General features: G+C 64.5%; 12 protein-coding genes and 1 pseudogene. 10 read left to right on the plus strand and 3 right to left on the minus strand.

All coding sequences use genetic code 11. From position 1 onward, the window contains the following. Positions 1-77 precede the first annotated feature (77 nt). Complete coding sequence (locus QDT69_RS34385) at positions 78-971, plus strand: LysR family transcriptional regulator (RefSeq protein ID WP_279710907.1); 894 nt, start codon at positions 78-80, stop codon at positions 969-971. Between the two features lie 83 nt (positions 972-1,054). Here QDT69_RS34385 and QDT69_RS34390 read toward each other — a convergent pair. The 3 genes and pseudogenes from QDT69_RS34390 to pobA form a co-directional block, all read right to left on the minus strand. Beyond that, positions 1,055-1,495: pseudogene (locus QDT69_RS34390) on the minus strand (PaaI family thioesterase); the annotation flags it as partial. A gap of 52 nt (positions 1,496-1,547) precedes the next feature. Beyond that, positions 1,548-2,189, minus strand: coding sequence for a glutathione S-transferase N-terminal domain-containing protein (locus QDT69_RS34395; protein ID WP_279710909.1), 642 nt, complete (start codon positions 2,187-2,189; stop codon positions 1,548-1,550). 249 nt (positions 2,190-2,438) lie between these two features. Next, positions 2,439-3,608, minus strand: a complete 1,170-nt coding sequence (gene pobA / locus QDT69_RS34400) for a 4-hydroxybenzoate 3-monooxygenase (protein WP_279710910.1) — start codon at positions 3,606-3,608, stop codon at positions 2,439-2,441. A gap of 270 nt (positions 3,609-3,878) precedes the next feature. Between pobA and QDT69_RS34405 the strand changes: the two genes are divergently transcribed. The 9 genes from QDT69_RS34405 to QDT69_RS34445 all read left to right on the plus strand — a co-directional run bounded on the left by QDT69_RS34405 (position 3,879) and on the right by QDT69_RS34445 (position 13,073). Next, complete coding sequence (locus tag QDT69_RS34405) at positions 3,879-4,913, plus strand: TRAP transporter substrate-binding protein (protein ID WP_279710911.1); 1,035 nt, start codon at positions 3,879-3,881, stop codon at positions 4,911-4,913. A 167-nt stretch (positions 4,914-5,080) separates the two neighbouring features. Further along, a complete protein-coding gene (locus tag QDT69_RS34410; protein ID WP_279710912.1) occupies positions 5,081-5,647 on the plus strand; it encodes a TRAP transporter small permease in 567 nt (188 codons plus the stop codon). 32 nt (positions 5,648-5,679) lie between these two features. Next, positions 5,680-6,984: a TRAP transporter permease gene (locus QDT69_RS34415; RefSeq protein ID WP_279710921.1), complete on the plus strand. Its 1,305-nt coding sequence runs from the start codon at positions 5,680-5,682 to the stop codon at positions 6,982-6,984. Between the two features lie 4 nt (positions 6,985-6,988). Beyond that, positions 6,989-7,450 (plus strand): DUF3237 domain-containing protein, encoded by a 462-nt coding sequence (locus tag QDT69_RS34420; RefSeq protein ID WP_279710913.1) that lies wholly within the window; start codon positions 6,989-6,991, stop codon positions 7,448-7,450. A gap of 251 nt (positions 7,451-7,701) precedes the next feature. Further along, a complete protein-coding gene (locus QDT69_RS34425) occupies positions 7,702-8,496 on the plus strand; it encodes a crotonase/enoyl-CoA hydratase family protein (RefSeq protein WP_050629564.1) in 795 nt (264 codons plus the stop codon). Further along, complete coding sequence (locus QDT69_RS34430) at positions 8,493-10,364, plus strand: feruloyl-CoA synthase (RefSeq protein ID WP_279710914.1); 1,872 nt, start codon at positions 8,493-8,495, stop codon at positions 10,362-10,364. Before QDT69_RS34425 ends, QDT69_RS34430 begins: the two co-directional genes overlap by 4 nt. Positions 10,365-10,384: 20 nt before the next feature. Further along, a complete protein-coding gene (locus QDT69_RS34435; protein WP_279710915.1) occupies positions 10,385-11,146 on the plus strand; it encodes an SDR family NAD(P)-dependent oxidoreductase in 762 nt (253 codons plus the stop codon). Positions 11,147-11,335: 189 nt separating this feature from the next. Further along, entirely contained in the window at positions 11,336-11,755 is a 420-nt protein-coding gene (locus tag QDT69_RS34440; protein ID WP_146988797.1) for a thioesterase family protein, read from the plus strand. Positions 11,756-11,921: 166 nt separating this feature from the next. Next, the gene (locus QDT69_RS34445) at positions 11,922-13,073 is read left to right on the plus strand and encodes an ABC transporter substrate-binding protein (protein ID WP_279710916.1); all 1,152 of its coding nucleotides are present in this window, start codon (positions 11,922-11,924) and stop codon (positions 13,071-13,073) included. The last annotated feature ends 58 nt before the right edge of the window (positions 13,074-13,131 follow it).

Raw genomic sequence — 13,131 nt, forward strand, 5'->3', positions numbered from 1 at the left:
CCACAAGATGGACGTTTCCGGATCGTAAGCAATCTTGTGAATTGACACTTCACTGTTGCCGATTATGCAATAGTGCCATGGACCGGATCGACGCCATGCAGGCCTTTGTCGCGGTGGCGGACCTCGAGGGGTTTGCCCCCGCCGCGCGCAAGCTCGGCCTGTCGCCATCGGCCATCACGCGGCTGATCGCGGCGCTGGAGGAGCGGCTGGGTGCGCGCCTGCTGCAACGGACGACGCGGCAGGTGACGCTGACCGACGCCGGCTCGCGCTATCTGGAGCGGGCGCGGCGGATCCTCGCCGATGTCGAGGAGGCCGAGGATGCGGTGGAGAGCGAGCGCACCCGCCCCGAAGGCCGCCTCGTGATCTCGGCGCCGTTCGGTTTCGGCCGACTGCATGTCAGCCCGGTCGTCTCCGCCTACCTGAAGCGCTATCCCGATGTCGAGGTCGACCTGCGGCTGTCGGATCGCCGGATCAACCTCGTCGAGGACGGCGTCGACCTCGCGGTCAGGCTCGGGCACCTGCCGGATTCGACCCTGGTGGCGCGGCATGTCGGCCAGATGCGCCGCATCGTGGTGGCCTCGGCCGGCTATCTCAAGCTCCGCGGCGAGCCGAAGCGGCCGGCAGACTTGACCTCCCATGACACCATCCAGTTCGGCGCCATGACCGCGACGCCGGACTGGCGCTTCATGGAGGACGGCCAGGAGATCCGTATTACGCCTACGCCGCGCTTCACCAGCAACAGCTCGGATGCCGCCATCCAGTTCGCCGAGCAGGACGGCGGACTGACCCGGGTGATGGCCTACCAGGCCGCCGAATCGCTGAAAGCGAAGCGGGTCCGAATCGTGCTTGCCGATTTCGAGCAGCCGCCGGTGCCGATCCACATCGTCTACCCGACATCCCGGCTGCTGTCGGCCAAGGTGCGGACCTTCATCGATCTCGTCACCGAGATCACCGACTGGCATTTCGGTTAGCTTGTCATTCCGGGGCGATGCGCAGCATCGAACCCGGAATCTCGAGGTTCCGGGTTCGCTTCGCGCCCCGGAACGACACTCACCTTCTTCGGCACCACGCGGAACGTGCCGCTGGCGCGCGCGATGGTCACGCCGTCGGCCTTGATCAGGCTCTGCGCGAAGCAGATCGTGCTGCCGGTCTTGATCACATCGCTCTCGATCGCGAGCCACTGCCCGACATTGGCCGAGCCGACGAAATCGACCGTGAGCGAGATCGTCACATACGACGTCGTCCAGCCGGTGGCCTGGCCGCAGCTATAGCCCATCGCATTGTCGGAAAGTGCTGCGATCAGCCCGCCATGGATCAGGCCGCGGCCGTTGGTGTGCGGCCTCGCCAAGCGGAGTCCGATGATGACGGACCGCTCGGTCTTCTTTTGGTAGAGCGGCTCCCACGGCTCGGTGAGCGGGCTCTTGCGAAACAGCGGCTCGAAGCCTTGCGGGACGTCTTGGGGAATGTCGGGTGCGACTTGCGTATCAGTGGTCATCTGAATCTCGCTTGTGACGTTGACGCCATTGAATGCGATGTCGATGACGGTTTCACCGCCTACAAAGTTTTAAACGGGATTTGCGCGGATGTTTGAAAGCGCCGACGCGCGAGCCGGTCACGCCGGCAGTTCGTAGCCGACTTCGCTTTCGATCTCGATCGTCTTCTGCACCGCCGGCCGCGCCATCATCCTGTCGTAATGTGCGGTGAGGTGAGGGAACGTCTCCGGCGGCAACTTCAGCGAATTGGCAAGCCGCCAGTACAGGCGGAACAGATGGATGTCGGCGATCGAGTAGCTGCCGATCACCCAGCCATTCCCGAGGCGGCGGTCTGCGATGCCCCAGACTTGCTTCGCATAATCGAGCCCGCGCCCGCGCTGGATGTAGCGTGGACGCGATGAAGGACATCCACGACAGCGCCTGTGCCTCGGCTTCCAGATCGTCGCGCGGCAGCAGCTTTGCCTCGGGAAAGCGCCTAGCAAGATAGAACAGGATCGCCGCGACTTCGGTCAGCGGCCGGCCGTCGATCACGAGCGTCGGGACCTTGCCCTCCGGATTGATCGCAAGATAATCGGGCGCCTGCATGTCGTTGCGCTTGAACGACATCGGCCGGGCCTCGAAGCCGATACCGATCTCGTGCAGGGCGATATGGACGGCCATCGAGCTTGCGCCCGGTGCGAAGTACAGCGTGAACATGGCGGCCCGCTCCCGGCTTTCTCCGCTGCCGAGGCTGGACGCCGCGAAGGCCTGACGCAAGCGGGATCTTGGATTCGTTAGGCCCATCACCGTCACCCTGAGGAGGCCGCGGAGCGGCCGTCTCGAAGGGTCGACGGCCACCAGCCGGGCCGTTCATCCTTCGAAACGCGCTGCGCGCTCCTCAGAGTCCGACTCATAACGCGCTTCGCGCACCTCAGGATGACGGGTCCCGAAGGAGTCGTCTCCTCGCTAGAACGGCAGCCCCACATAGTTCTCCGACAGCGAGGTCGACGCCGCCTTCGAGCTGACGAGGTAGTCGAGCTCGGCGATCTGGATGCGCGCTGCGAATTCGCCCTCGTCGGGGAATTTGTGCAACATCGAGGTCATCCACCAGGAGAAGCGCACCGCCTTCCAGACCCGCGCCAGCGCCCTGGCCGAATAACCGTCGAGGCCGGCCGAGGATTTCTCGTCGTAATATTCGCGCAGCGCCTGCGACAGATAATGCACATCGCTGGCCGCGAGGTTGAGGCCCTTGGCGCCGGTCGGCGGCACGATGTGCGAGGCGTCGCCGGCCAGGAACATGCGGCCGAACCGCATCGGCTCGGCGACGAAGCTGCGCAGCGGCGCGATGCTCTTTTCGATCGAGGGGCCGGTGACGATCTCGTCGGCGGCCTTCTGGTCGAGCCGCCGCTTCAATTCATCCCAGAACCGCTCGTCCGACCATTGATCGACATGATCGTCGAGCGGGCACTGCACATAGTAGCGACTGCGATGGGTCGAGCGCATCGTGCAGAGCGCAAAGCCGCGTTCGTGGTTGTTGTAGATCAGCTCCGGCGAGACCGGCGGCGTCTCCGAGAGGATGCCGAACCAGCCGAACGGGTACACCCGCTCGTAGCTGGTAATCGCCGATGCCGGCACGCTGGCCCGGCTGATGCCGTGGAAGCCGTCGCAACCGGCGATGAAATCGCAGGCGATTTCGTGGGTGACACCGTCCTTGACGTAGCTGACGCGCGGATGATCGGTGTCGAAATCATGCGGCTTGACGTCGGCGGCGGAGTAGACCGAGGTCAGGCTGGCCGCCTTGCGGGCGTTCATCAGGTCGAGCGTGACCTCGGTCTGGCCGTAGATCGTCACGGTCTTGCCGGTCGCCGCATGCATGTCGATGCGGTGCCGCGCGCCGCCGAACGCCAGCTCGACGCCGTGATGGACCAGGCCTTCCTGGTGCAGGCGGGCGCCTGCGCCGACGCTCTCGAGCAGCGACACCGTGCCTTCCTCGAGCAGGCCGGCGCGAATCCGCCCCAGCACGTATTCCGGGGTCTGCCGCTCGAGAACGACGTTGTCTACGCCGAAAGTATGAAGTAGTTGCCCAAGCAACAGTCCGGCCGGACCTGCGCCTATGATTGCTACTTTTGTCCGCAATACCTGCTCCTCCCGATCGGATAGGCTTGAGCCGGGCGCCCGCGCCGGGGCGGCCACCGTCAACTTGCCATGGCAACTATATCATATAACAGGTTTGGCAAGGCCGATTTGCCGCGGAAAGCTTTCGCCGCAGCGCAAGATGCTGGAGGGGCCGGGTGCGACGAGGCGTCCGCGCAGCGGATTTCGTCTTGAATATTCGCGCGAATTAGATAACATGTTAAGTAATGAGACCGGGCACAAAGCCCGCCGTCCTGGAGAGGAGGAGACGTGATGAGGAAGAGTTTGTTGGCGCTGCTGATGGCAGCCGCCACCGTGCCGGCCGCAGTCCCTGCCATTGGACCTGCCTTGGCGCAGGACAAGACCGTCAATCTCAAAGTGTCGCTCTGGGTCCCGCCGGCGCATCCGCTGGTGCCGGCGACGCAGGCCTGGGCCGCCGACATCGAGAAGGCGTCGGGCGGCACCATCAAGGTCACCGTGTTTCCGTCCGAGCAGCTCGGCAAGGCGTTCGACCATTACGACATGGCGCGCGACGGCATCGCCGACGTCACCTATGTCAATCCCGGCTATCAGCCCGGCCGCTTCCCGATCGCAGCCGCCGGCCAGCTGCCGTTCGTGTTCTCGGACGGCAAGAAGGGCACGCTGGCGCTGAACGAGTGGTACCACAAATACGCGCCGACCGAGATGAAGGACACCAAGCTCTGCTTCGCCTTCATCCACGATCCGGGCGCGCTGCACGGCAAGAAGAAGATCGTGCTGCCGAGCGATCTCTCCGGCGTCAAGGTGCGGCCGGCGCAGAGCACGATCGGCGAGATGGTCAAGATGTTCGGCGGCACCAATGTGCAGGCGTCCGCGCCGGAATCGCGCGACGCGATCGAGCGCGGCGTGGCCGACGAGATCACCTTCCCCTGGGGCTCGATCTTCCTGTTCGGCATCGACAAGGTGGTGAAGTACCACATGGACGTGCCGCTCTACACGACCGTGTTCACCTACAACATGAACCTCGCCAAATATAATTCGATGTCGGACGCCCAGAAGAAGGTGATCGACGATCACTGCTCGCCGGAATGGGCGTCCAAGGTCACCGACCCCTGGACCGATTTCGAAGCCAACGGCCGCACCAAGATGAAGGCGCTGCAAGGCCACGAGGTCTATCCGCTGACGCCTGATCAGCTCGCCGAATGGAAGAAGGCGGTCAAGCCGCTGCGCGACAGCTGGGCCGAGGCGGTGAAGAAGGCCGGCGGCGATGCGGAGAAGATCGAGGCCGATCTGCAGGCCACGCTGAAGAAGTACGAGGCGGGGATCTGATCGCGTTCCCCCTTCACCTCTCCCGCTTGCGGGGAGAGGTCGGATCGCCCCTTGGGCGATCCGGGTGAGGGGGTACCGGTCTCTTCACTCGCACCAGTTTCGCGGATAGCCCCCCTCACCCCAACCCTCTCCCCGCAGGCGGGGAGAGGAAGCTCATCGAGCAGCGTATGACGCAATCTGCCGAAGTCTCTCAAGACGGCGCGATCACCGGTCCACCCGAACCGGCGCGCAAGAATTTCATGGACCGCTTCATCGATTCGATCGAATGGGTGGCGGCCTTTTTCGTCGGCGTCGTCGCGCTCAACACCTTCACCGCGGTGTTCATGCGCAAATTCTTCGCGGTGACGATCCCCGACTATTACAATTTCGGCCAGTTCCTGCTCGGCATCCTGATCTTCTGGGGCATTGCGGCGACCAGCTATCGCGGCACCCACATCACCGTGGATCTGGTCTGGGCCAACGCCACGCCGCGCTATCAGCGCTGGATCGATATCTTCGCGACGCTGGTGCTGCTGTTCGTGGTGAGCGTGCAGACCTACACGCTGGTCGACAAGGTGATCGACACCAAGAACAGCCACATCGTCACGATGGATCTCGGCGTTCCGGTCTGGCCGTTCTTCCTGGTGTCGTGGATCGGCGACGTCTCCGCGGTGCTGCTGATCGCGATCCGGACCTATCGCCTGATCTTCCATCCGGAAGATATCCATGATGCCAAGATCAAGACCGCGGAGTAGACGGCCATGAGTCTGGAACCATGAGTCTCGATTTGAGTCCCGAGGCCGTCGCCGTCATCGGCTTCGTCAGCCTGTTCGTGCTTATGCTGCTGCGCGTTCCCGTCGGCATGGCGATGGGCCTCGTCGGCATCACCGGCTTCGGCTATCTCACCGGCTTTGCCCCGGCGCTCAAACTGGTCGGCCAGACCACCATGCGCACGGTAACGGACTATTCGTTCGGCGTGATCCCGATGTTCCTCTTGATGGGCGCCTTCGTGTCCGTCTCGGGCATCAGCCGCGAGCTGTTCCGCGCCGCCAACACCTTTGTCGGCCACTGGAAGGGCGGGCTCGGCATTGCAACCATCGCGGCCTGCGGTGGCTTTGCCGCGATCTCGGGCTCCTCGGTCGCGACCGCGGCGACCTTCTCGGCGGTCGCCTATCCCGAGATGCGCCGCTTCGGCTATCCGCAGTCGTTCGCCACCGGCGTGATCGCGGTCGGCGGCACGCTCGGGGCGATGTTGCCGCCGTCTACCGTGCTCGCGGTGTACGGCATCATCACCCAGCAGGATATCGGCAAGCTGTTCATCGCAGGTGTGGTGCCGGGCCTGCTCGCGATCCTGATGCACATGATCACGATCGGCATCATCGGCGTGACGCGGCCGGGCTTCCTGCCGGCGGGAAAGAAGGCGTCGTGGCATGAGCGCTTCCTGGCCCTGCGCGACGTCTGGTCGCCGCTGCTGCTGTTCCTGTTCGTGATCGGCGGCCTCTATGGCGGCTTCTTCGTCCCGACCGAAGCGGGCGCGGTCGGCGCGGTCGGCGCCTTCATCATCGGTATCCTCCGCGGCAAGCTGACCAAGGACGGCATCCTGCAATCGCTGCTGCAGGCGACGCGTACCGCGGCTGCCGTGTTCACCGTGCTGATCGGCGCGCTGTGCTTCGGCTATTTCCTCACCATCACCCAGACGCCGCAGAACGTGACCGAGTTCCTCACCGGGCTCGGCATCGGCCCCTATGGCGTGCTGGCGCTGATCCTTCTGATGTATCTGGTGCTCGGCTGCCTGATGGACGCGATGGCGATGGTAATCCTGACTGTGCCGATCGTGTTCCCCGTCGTCACTTCGCTCGGCTTCGATCCGATCTGGTTCGGCATCATCATCGTGATGACGGTGGAGCTCGGCCTGATCCATCCGCCGGTCGGCATGAACGTGTTCGTGATCAAGAGCGTGATCAAGGACGTCAACATGTCGACGATCTTCGTCGGCGTGCTGCCGTTCGTGATCACCGACCTGATCCGGCTGGTGATCCTGATCCTGTTCCCGCTGCTTGCCACCTGGTTGCCGCAGCGCATGATAGGCTAGACCCATGACGCCCGAGCTTCAGACCAGATACGTCTTCACCATCACCGCAAGGATCGCGGAAGTGACCTCCGCCGGCGACATCGGCACCGGCGTCCGCCGCATCATCCCGATCATCGGCGGCGAGGTGAAAGGCGAGGGGGTCAACGGCAAGGTGCTTGGCTTCGGCGCCGACTTCCAGATCATCCGGCCCAACGAGCTGATCGAGCTGGAGGCAAAATACGCGTTCGAGACAGACGACGGCGCTGTCGTCTATGTCGAGAACAAGGGCATCCGCTTCGGGCCGGTCGATTTGTTGCAAAAGCTCAAGCGCGGCGAACCGGTCGATCCGAAGCTGATCTATTTCCGCACCGTGCCGAAATTCGAGACCGGCGCCGAAAAATACCGCTGGCTGATGCAGCACATCTTCATCGGCTCCGCCGCCCGCCACGCCGACCGCGTCGTGATCGACGTGCATCAGGTGTTGTGAGGCCCGGCTGCCATCCTCCCCCTCCATGAAATGCGAATCAAGGTGGGGTGACAGTCTCTCCATTCAGGCGCTGCCCGTGTTGAGAGATCACCTCACCCCGTCTCCCATTCCGCTACGCTTCATGTGAGCCGACCCTCCCCCTCCAGGGGAGGGTGAAAGATCTGCGGCACCCCGCACCGCCTGCGGGCCATATTGACTCCTGCGATGATAGTTATAAAACATAACTATTCTAACCAGGAAACAATGACGCCATGGGAAACGCTGCCGACGCAGGTGACGCCTCGCTGCTCAGGATCGAGACGCGGGGGGCGGTGCTGACGGTCGGGCTGAATCGGCCCGCCAAGCGCAATGCGCTGAATGACGGCATCATCCTGGCGCTGCGGGACTGCTTTTCTGCCATCCCTGAAGAAATCGGCGCGGTGGTCATCCACGGCGTCGGCGACCATTTCTCGTCCGGCCTCGATCTCTCCGAGCTGACCGAGCGCGACGCCACCGAGGGGCTGGTGCATTCCCAGATGTGGCACCGCGTGTTCGACCGCATCCAGTATTGCCGCGTCCCCGTCATCGCCGCGCTGAAGGGCGCTGTGATCGGCGGCGGGCTGGAGCTGGCCTGCGCCGCGCATATCCGCGTCGCCGAGCCGTCGGCCTATTTCGCGCTGCCGGAGGGCCAGCGCGGCATCTTCGTCGGCGGTGGCGGATCGGTGCGGTTGCCGCGCCTGATCGGGGTGCCGCGGATGGCGGACATGATGCTGACCGGCCGGGTCTATTCGGCGACCGAAGGCGCAGCCTACGGCTTCTCGCAATACCTCACCGAAGCTGACGGCGCGTTGCCGAAGGCGCTGGAACTGGCCGAGCGCGTCGCCGCCAACGCGCCGCTGACCAATTTCGCCGTGTTGCAGGCGCTGCCGATGATCGCCGAGGCCAATCCGCAGACCGGCCTCTTGATGGAATCGCTGATGGCGACGGTGGCGCAGAGCGACAAGGAAGCCAAGAAGCGGATCCGCGCCTTCCTGGATCGCAAGACCGCCAAGGTGAAGCCGACATGAGCACTACGTCGCCTGCGTCTACTGCGAGCGCGCATCCGCTCCGCCCGATCTCGTTCGGCAATCCCGACGTCACCGTCGAGCGGCGCGACGACGGCACCATCTATCTTCGTCCCAAGCTCAGGCTCGCCGACTTTCCGGTTCGCCTCACCGACCGGCTGCATCACTGGGCGCAAGCCGAGCCAAACCGTGTGTTCATGGCCGAGCGTGCCGCTGGCGGCGGCTGGCGCCAGATCACCTACGCGCAGCTGCGCGAGAGCACGCGGCGCATCGCCTCGGCGCTGATCGCGCGCGGTCTGTCGGCCGAGCGGCCGATCGTGATCCTGTCGGGCAATTCGATCGATCATGCGCTGATCGCACTCGGCGCGCTCTATGCCGGCATTCCGTTCTGCCCGGTGTCGCCGGCCTATTCGCTGGTGTCGCGCGACTACGGCAAGCTCAGCTTCGTCATCAAGCTGCTGACACCGGGCCTCGTCTTCGTCGACGACGCCGACAAATTTGCCGATGCGCTGCGCGCCAATGTCGGACCCGATGTCGAGATCGCGGCAAGCCACGGGGCCGTGCCCGGCCGCCAGGTGACGCGGCTCGCCGATCTGATGGCAACGCCGGAAGACGGCGGCCTCGACGCGATCCATGCGGCCGTTGGTCCCGATACGATCGCGAAATTCCTGCTGACCTCGGGTTCGACCGGCAATCCCAAGGCCGTCATCAACACCCAGCGCATGATCTGCGCCAACCAGGTGATGCTGCGCGAGACGCTGGCCTTCCTGAAGGACGAGCCGCCTGTGATCGTCGACTGGCTGCCGTGGAATCACACCTTCGGCGGCAACCACAATGTCGGGCTGACGTTGTTCAACGGCGGCTCGATGTATCTCGACGAGGGCAAGCCGATGCCCGGCGGCATTGAGGAGACCGTGCGAAACCTGCGCGAGATTTCGCCGACGGTCTATTTCAACGTGCCCAAGGGCTATGAATCGCTGCTGCCCTATCTGCGCGACGACGCGGCCTTGAGAGCGAAATTCTTCCACCGGCTGCACGCGATGTTCTTCTCGGGTGCGGCGCTGTCGCCATTCATCTGGAACAGCCTCGATGCGCTCGCCGTGCAGGAAAAGGGCTATCGCGTGCCGATGCTGACCGGCCTCGGCGCCACCGAAACCTCGCCGTTCTTCATGTCGGTGCGGCCTGACACCAGCCGCTCCGGCCATGTCGGGCTTCCGGTGTCGGGCAATGATGCGAAGCTCGTGCCGAACAACGGCAAGCTCGAGGTGCGCGCCAAGGGCCCGAATGTGACGCCCGGCTACTGGCGGCAGCCGGAGCTGACGGCGAAAGCGTTCGACGAGGAAGGCTTCTACAAGTTCGGTGACGCGCTGAAGCCCGCGAATCCCGGTGATCTCGACGCCGGATTCGATTTCGACGGCCGCATCGCCGAGGATTTCAAGCTGGCGAGCGGCACCTGGGTCAGCGTCGGGCCGTTGCGCGCGCGCTTCGTCGGCACCTGCGCGCCGCTGGTGCGCGACGTCGTGATCGCGGGCCTCAACCGCGACGAGCTCGCGGCGATCGTGATCCTCGATCTCGATGGCTGCCGCCTGATCAATCCGCAGCTTGCGGCGGGCGACATCGCAGCCGCTGCCAACGATCCGCTGGTGCGTGCCGCCTTCCGCGAACGCTTCGCGCGCGTCTTCGCCAGCGCCACCGGTTCGTCGAACCGGATCGCACGGGCGATCCTGCTCGACACGCCGCTGTCGATCGATCGCGGCGAGGTCACCGACAAGGGCTCGATCAACCAGCGCGCGGTGCTGGAGCATCGCACCGACATCATCGAAGCGCTCTATGCGCCGGTGCCGCCGGCATCGGTCATCACGTCAGTCTGAATATCGAAGAGGAGAATGCCATGCAGTTGAAGGATCAGGCCGCCATCGTCACCGGCGGCGCATCGGGATTGGGCGCGGCGACCGCGCGCCGGCTGGCCGCGCAGGGCGCCAAGGTCGCGGTCTGCGACCTCAACGCCAAGCTCGCCGAGAGCGTCGCGGCGGAGATCGGCGGCATTGCCGTGGTCTGCGATGTCGCCGATGCGGCGGCCGCGGAAGCTGCGGTCGCTGCCGCCGCCAAGGCGCACGGCCCGGCGCGCGTGCTGGTGAACTGCGCCGGCATCGGGGTGGCCAAGCGCGTGATCGGCCGCGACGGGCCGATGGCGCTGGCCGACTTCGACAAGGTGATCAAGGTCAACCTGCTCGGCTCGTTCAACATGCTGCGGCTTGCGACATCTGACATGTCGAAGCTCGAGCCGCTCGCAACCGGCGAGCGCGGCGTCGTGATCTCGACCGCCTCGGTCGCAGCCTATGACGGCCAGATCGGGCAGGCCGCGTATTCGGCCTCGAAGGGCGGCATCGTCGCGATGACCTTGCCGATCGCGCGCGAGCTCGCGCAATTCGGCATTCGCGTGCTGACCATCGCGCCCGGCCTGTTCATGACGCCCTTGCTGGCCGGCCTGCCGCAGGAAGCGCAGGATTCGCTCGCCGCCGCGATCCCGTTCCCGCGCCGGCTGGGCCAGGCCGACGAGTTCGCCTCGCTGGCGCTGCACATGATCGACAATCCCTATCTGAACGGCGAAGTAGTGCGGCTCGATGCCGCGCTCCGGATGGCGCCGCGCTGACGCATGATTGTGACCCGAGAATATTCGACGAATGCGCTTCCACCTCTCCCATTGGGAGAGGTCGGGTCGCGCAGCGATCCGGGTGAGGGGTTAGGATCAACAACGAAGACCGTACCCCCTCACCCCAGCCCTCTCCCCATGGGAGAGGGAGCCCACTTCCGTTGCGGTGCTATCGGAGTTCGGTAAACCATGTTCGTCAATCGGCGTGACGTGCAGATACAGTGGGGCGACTGCGACCCCGCCAACATCGTCTACTACCCGCGCTACTTTGCGATGTTCGACGACTCCACCTCGATCATGTTCGAGGCGGCGGGCTGCTCGAAGCAGGACCTCGTCCACAAATACGGCCTGGTTGGCATTCCCATGGTCGACACGCGGGCGAAATTCCACATCCCGTCGACCCATGGCGACTGGATTACCATCGAGAGCCGGATCGAGAGCATCAAGCGCTCGAGCTTCGAGGTGGTGCACCGTGTGTTCAAGGGCGAGGCACTGGCGATCGAGGCGTTCGAGACGCGGGTGTTGGTCGGCCGTCACCCGGACGATCCCGCCAAGCTGAAATCGGCGCCATTTCCGCAGGAGATCATCGACCGCTTCATGAACGGCTGAGGTGCTCGTGAAGGGCTTATTCGCGGCTCCGCAATGACTCGACTTTTGGAGCATGTGCCGATCGGAAAACCGGTTTCCACTTTTCCGGATCATGCTCTAAAGAAGGGGCTGAATTGGCCCGCAAAACTGGTTTAAATCCAAAAAACTTATCTGCAGGGAGGAATGAATGAGGAAGGCCACTCTCGCCGCAGCGGCGCTCGCAGCTGTTTTCGCGCTACCGGGCGCGCCCGCACTGGCGCAGACCAATGAAATCACCATCGGCATCTCGATCTCGACCACCGGCCCCGCCGCGGCGCTCGGCATCCCCGAGCGCAACGCGCTCGATTTCGTGCCGAAGGAGATCGGCGGCGTGCCGCTGAAGCTGATCGTGCTCGACGACGCCGGCGATCCGACGGCTGCGACCACCAATACGCGGCGCTTCGTCACCGAGTCCAAGGCCGACATCATCATGGGCTCCTGCATCACGCCGACGACGATCGCAGTGTCGACGGTCGCCAACGAAGCAGGCATCCCGCATCTCGGCCTTGCGCCGTTCCCGATCAACGAGGCCCGCGCGAAATGGTCGGTCGACCTGCCGCAGTCGATCCCGATCATGGGCAAGGTGCTCTACGAGCACATGAAGGCGCACAACATCAAGACCGTCGGCTATATCGGCTATTCGGATTCCTATGGCGATCTCTGGGTCAATGACTTCAAGGCGCAGGCCGTGCCGATGGGCCTCACCATGACCGACGAGGAGCGCTTCGCGCGTCCCGACACCTCGGTCGCGGGCCAGGTGCTGAAGCTCGTCGCCGCCAACCCCGACGCCATCCTGGTCGGCGCTTCCGGCACCGCCGCGGCGCTGCCGCAGACCGCGCTGCGCGAGCGCGGCTACAAGGGCCTGATCTACCAGACCCATGGCGCCGCCACGATGGACTTCATCCGCATCGCAGGCGCGTCGGCGGAAGGCGTCATCATGTCGGCCGGCCCGATCATGTCGCCGGAAACCCAACCAGACAGCGCGCTGACCAAGAAGCCCGGGCTCACGCTGAATGCGGCCTATGAAGCCAAGTACGGCGCCAACAGCCGCAGCCAGTTCGCCGGCCACTCCTTTGATGCCTTCGAGGTGCTGAAGCGCATCATCCCGACCGCGCTGAAGACCGCCAAGCCCGGCACGCCGGAATTCCGCGAGGCGATCCGCCAGGCCTTCATCTCCGAGAAGGAGATCGTCGCGAGCCAGGGCGTCTACAACTGGACCGAAAAAGACCGCTACGGCCTCGACGACCGCTCGCGGATCCTGCTGACGGTCAAGGACGGCAAATACGTCCCGGCGATGTGAGCGCGTCGCTACCTGTGAAACAAGGCAGCCGGTCCCGATGAGGGGTCGGCTTTTTCTT

The organism is Bradyrhizobium sp. CER78 (genome assembly GCF_029846235.1).
Taxonomy (GTDB): domain Bacteria; phylum Pseudomonadota; class Alphaproteobacteria; order Rhizobiales; family Xanthobacteraceae; genus Bradyrhizobium.

What these genes read in the sequence shown, in the direction of transcription:
- QDT69_RS34385 (WP_279710907.1), top strand. Translation starts at nt 78, where the DNA reads ATGGACCGGATCGACGCCATGCAGGCCTTTGTCGCGGTGGCGGACCTC.
- QDT69_RS34395 (WP_279710909.1), bottom strand. Translation starts at nt 2,189, where the DNA reads ATGTTCACGCTGTACTTCGCACCGGGCGCAAGCTCGATGGCCGTCCAT.
- QDT69_RS34405 (WP_279710911.1), top strand. Translation starts at nt 3,879, where the DNA reads ATGAGGAAGAGTTTGTTGGCGCTGCTGATGGCAGCCGCCACCGTGCCG.
- QDT69_RS34410 (WP_279710912.1), top strand. Translation starts at nt 5,081, where the DNA reads ATGACGCAATCTGCCGAAGTCTCTCAAGACGGCGCGATCACCGGTCCA.
- QDT69_RS34420 (WP_279710913.1), top strand. Translation starts at nt 6,989, where the DNA reads ATGACGCCCGAGCTTCAGACCAGATACGTCTTCACCATCACCGCAAGG.
- QDT69_RS34425 (WP_050629564.1), top strand. Translation starts at nt 7,702, where the DNA reads ATGGGAAACGCTGCCGACGCAGGTGACGCCTCGCTGCTCAGGATCGAG.
- QDT69_RS34430 (WP_279710914.1), top strand. Translation starts at nt 8,493, where the DNA reads ATGAGCACTACGTCGCCTGCGTCTACTGCGAGCGCGCATCCGCTCCGC.
- QDT69_RS34435 (WP_279710915.1), top strand. Translation starts at nt 10,385, where the DNA reads ATGCAGTTGAAGGATCAGGCCGCCATCGTCACCGGCGGCGCATCGGGA.
- QDT69_RS34440 (WP_146988797.1), top strand. Translation starts at nt 11,336, where the DNA reads ATGTTCGTCAATCGGCGTGACGTGCAGATACAGTGGGGCGACTGCGAC.
- QDT69_RS34445 (WP_279710916.1), top strand. Translation starts at nt 11,922, where the DNA reads ATGAGGAAGGCCACTCTCGCCGCAGCGGCGCTCGCAGCTGTTTTCGCG.